The 3896-nt window shown below is 73.3% G+C and carries 1 protein-coding gene; it reads right to left on the bottom strand.

Going from position 1 to position 3896, the window contains the following annotated elements:
* A partial coding sequence (locus QR77_RS23770) for a type I polyketide synthase (protein ID WP_173476344.1) occupies positions 1-3896 on the bottom strand: 3896 nt, incomplete at both ends.

The raw sequence follows: 3896 nt of genomic DNA on the forward strand, positions 1-3896 counted from the left end.
GTACGGGACCCTCCGCCGTCGGGCGGGGCAGGTCGGCGGGGGCGGGGCGCAACACCACCGCGTCCGCCGAAGCGACCGGCAGCCCGTCCGTGCCGGTCAGCAGGAGGGAGACCGCGCCGTGCGTTGCGGGAGCGATACGGACGCGTGCGGTCGTGGCGCCGGTGGCGTGCACGGCCACGCCCGACCAGGACTCGGGCAGGTGACCGGCCTTGTCCGTCAGGCCCAGCGCGTGCAGCGCGCCGTCCAGCAGTACGGGGTGCACACCGTACCGGTCCGCCTCCCCCGCCTCGGCCGGGGCGAGGGCCAGCTCGGCGAACAGCTCGTCGCCGCGACGCCACAAGGCCCGGACGACGTGGAACGCGGGCCCATGGCCGAGCCCCGCCCGCTCCAGGCGCTCGTAGAGGTCGTCGGCCGTGACCGGTATGGCACCGGCCGGCGGCCACACGGTCAGGCCGGCGTCCGGGTCCGGGGCCTGGGCCTGGTCCTGGTCCGGATCGTCGGGACGCAGCGTGCCGTGGGCGTTGCGGACCCAGCCGCCGGGACCGGACGCCCCCTCGGGGCGCGAGTGCAACTCGACGGTACGTACGTCGCCGGACGGGGCGACCATCAGCCGGAGCTGCGTGCCGCCCTGCTCCGGCAGGACCAGCGGGGCCTCCAGGACGAGTTCGTGGACGAAGGAGCAGCCGGTCTCGTCGCCGGCCCGCAGGATCATGTCCAGCACGGCCGACGCGGGCAGCACCGGCGTCCCGGCGATGGTGTGCTGCGCAAGCCAGGGGTGGGTGTGGGCGGCGAGGCGGCCGGAGAACAACAGGCCGTCCGATCGAGGCAGTTCGATCGCGGCGCCCAGCAACGGGTGGTTCGCCGGGCCGAGTCCGGCGGCGCCGGGGTCCTCCGACGGCTCCGGCTGCGCGTCGAGCCAGTACCGCTGCCGCTGGAAGGCGTACGTCGGCAGCTCGGTGCGCGGCGGGCGGGGTCCGTCGAACGCCGCCGACCAGTCCACCGAGGTGCCACAGAATGCCGGCCAGTCCAACTGCGCGCCCTGGACGTGCAGTTGGACCACGGCCTTGGTGAGGCTCCCCACCTCGCCGGTGCCGCCGCGCAGGGAGGGGACGAAGGTGAGGGGTTCCGCGTCCGCAGGCAGGCAGTTGGGTCCCATCGCCGACAGCACGCCGTCAGGGCCGACCTCCAGGAACGCGGTCACCCCCTCGGCCGCCAGCGCACCGACCGCGTCGTGGAACCGCACGGCCCCCCGGACGTGCCGGATCCAGTAGTCCGGGCTGCCGAGTTCCTCCGCCGGGACCGGGCGGCCGGTCAGGGTGGAGACGAACGGCGTGGTCACCGGGGCGAACCGAAGGCCGCGCACCACCTCGGCGAAGTCGGCCAGCATCGGTTCCATCAGCGGTGAGTGGAAGGCGTGGCTGACCTCCAGGCGCTTCGTCTTGCGGCCCGCCCGGCGCAGCTTCTCGGCGACGTCGAGCACCGCTGCCTCGGCACCGGACAGGACGACGGCGGACGGCCCGTTGACGGCGGCGATGCCGACCTGGTCGGTCAAGTCGCCGATGAGGTCCAGCACTTCCCGCTCGGCCGCCTGAACGGCGACCATGGCCCCGCCCGCCGGGAGCGCCTGCATCAGCCGCCCACGCGCCGCCACCAGGGCGGCAGCGTCCGGCAGCGAGAACAGGCCGATGACATGGGCGGCGGCCAACTCGCCGATCGAGTGCCCGGCCACGGCGTCGGGGCGGATGCCCCAGTGCTCGATCAGCCGGTAGAGGGCGACCTCCAGAGCGAACACCGCGGGCTGGGTGAAACCGGTCCGGTGGATCAGGTCCGCCTCGGGGCTGCCTTCGGGTGCGAAGACGACGTCCTTCAGCGGCCGGTCGAGATGCCGGTCCAGCTCGGCGCAGACCTCGTCGTAGGCCGCCGCGAAGACCGGGAAAGCCTCGTACAACACCCGTCCCATTCCGGCCCGTTGGCTTCCCTGACCGGTGAAGAGGACGGCGAGTCGGCCTGCCTGCTGCCGGCCCTGCGCTACTCCGGCGGCCGGCTCACCCTCGGCCACGGCGGCGAGGCCGCGCAAGAGTTCGGCGCGGTCCTGGGCCACCGCGACGGCCCGGTGGTCGAAGGCGGTGCGCGTGGTCAGCAGTGCGTACGCCGCCGCGTCCAGGTCGAGTTCGGGTCGCTCGGTGACGAAGGCGTGCAGGCGCCCGGCCTGCGCGCGCAGCGCCGCCTCGCTCCTGGCCGTGACCACCCAGGGGATCGGGCCGAACTCCGCCGGCGGGACCTCCTCCGCCTCCGGCGCCTGTTCCAGGATGACGTGGGCGTTGGTGCCGCTGAGTCCGAAGGAGGAGACGGCGGCGCGGCGGGGCCGGTCCAGTTCCGGCCAGGCTCGCTGGTCGGTCAGCAGTTCCACGGCGCCGGTGGACCAGTCGACGTGGGAGGTGGGTGTGTCGGCGTGGAGTGTCTTGGGCAGTACGCCGTGCCGTAGGGCCATCACCATTTTGATGACCCCGCCGACGCCCGCTGCGGCTTGCGCGTGTCCGATGTTGGACTTCAACGAGCCGAGGAACAGGGGCTGTTCGTGGGGCCGGTCTTGACCGTAGGTCGCGAGAAGGGCCTGCGCTTCGATCGGGTCGCCCAGCCGGGTGCCCGTCCCGTGTGCCTCCACCGCGTCGACGTCGGCCGTGGTCAGCCGTGCGTCGGCCAAGGCCTGTCGGATCACTCGTTGCTGGGACGGCCCGTTGGGCGCGGTGAGTCCGTTGCTGGCGCCGTCCTGGTTGACCGCGCTGCCGCGTACCACCGCCAGCACCGGGTGTCCCAGCCGTACGGCGTCCGACAGACGCTCGACCAGCAGCACACCCACTCCCTCGGCCCAGCCGGTGCCGTCGGCTTCCTCCGCGAACGCCTTGCACCGCCCGTCCGGGGAGAGTCCGCGCTGTCGGCTGAAGTCCAGGAATGCCGCAGGCGAGGACATCACCGTCACTCCGCCCGCCAGAGCCATCGAGCACTCGCCCCGCCGCAGCGCCTGTGCCGCCAGGTGCAGGGTCACCAACGACGACGAACACGCCGTGTCGACGGTGACGGCCGGCCCCTCAAGACCGAAGGTGTACGACAGCCGCCCGGCGGCCACACTGCCCGCGGTGCCGGTGCCCCGGAACGCCTCCAGCTCCTCGGGGATGGTGCGCAGCCTGGTCAGGTAGTCGCGGTTCATCAGGCCCATGTAGACGCCGGTACGGCTGCCGCGCAGCGTCACCGGGTCGATGCCCGCCCGCTCGACGGCCTCCCAGGACGTCTCCAGCAGCAACCGCTGCTGGGGATCCATCGCCAGCGCCTCACGCGGCGAGATCCCGAAGAACCCCGCGTCGAACTCCGCCGCGTCGTGCAGGAAGCCGCCCTCGCGGGTGTAGACCTTCCCGCGCACGCCGGGATCCGGATCGTAGAGGCCGTCCAGATCCCAGCCGCGGTCGGTGGGGAAGCCGGAGACGCCGTCCGAACCGGTGGCGACCAACTGCCACAGATCCTCCGGCGAACGCACCCCGCCGGGGAAGCGGCAGCCGATTCCCACGACGGCGATCGGCTCGTCGTCCGTGGCGGCGGTGGTCTCCGTGGTGTCAGTGATGTCGGTGGTCTCCGCCAGCAACTCCCGGCGCAGATACGCCGCGAGCGCGGCCGGCGTGGGGTAGTCGAAGACGAGGGTGGCGGGCAGCGCCAGTCCGGTGAGCGGGCTGAGCGCGTTGCGCAGTTCGACGGCGCTCAGTGAGTCGACGCCGAGGTCGCGGAAGCTCTGCTCGGCGCCGACGGCGTCGGCCGTCGCATGGCCGAGGACGGTCGCCGCGTGCGAGCGCACCACGTCGAGCAGCATGGCGTCGCGTTCGGCGGCGGGCAGCGCGAGCAGCCGG

It is taken from the genome of Streptomyces sp. 150FB (genome assembly GCF_000818195.1).
In the GTDB taxonomy this organism is placed as follows: domain Bacteria; phylum Actinomycetota; class Actinomycetes; order Streptomycetales; family Streptomycetaceae; genus Streptomyces.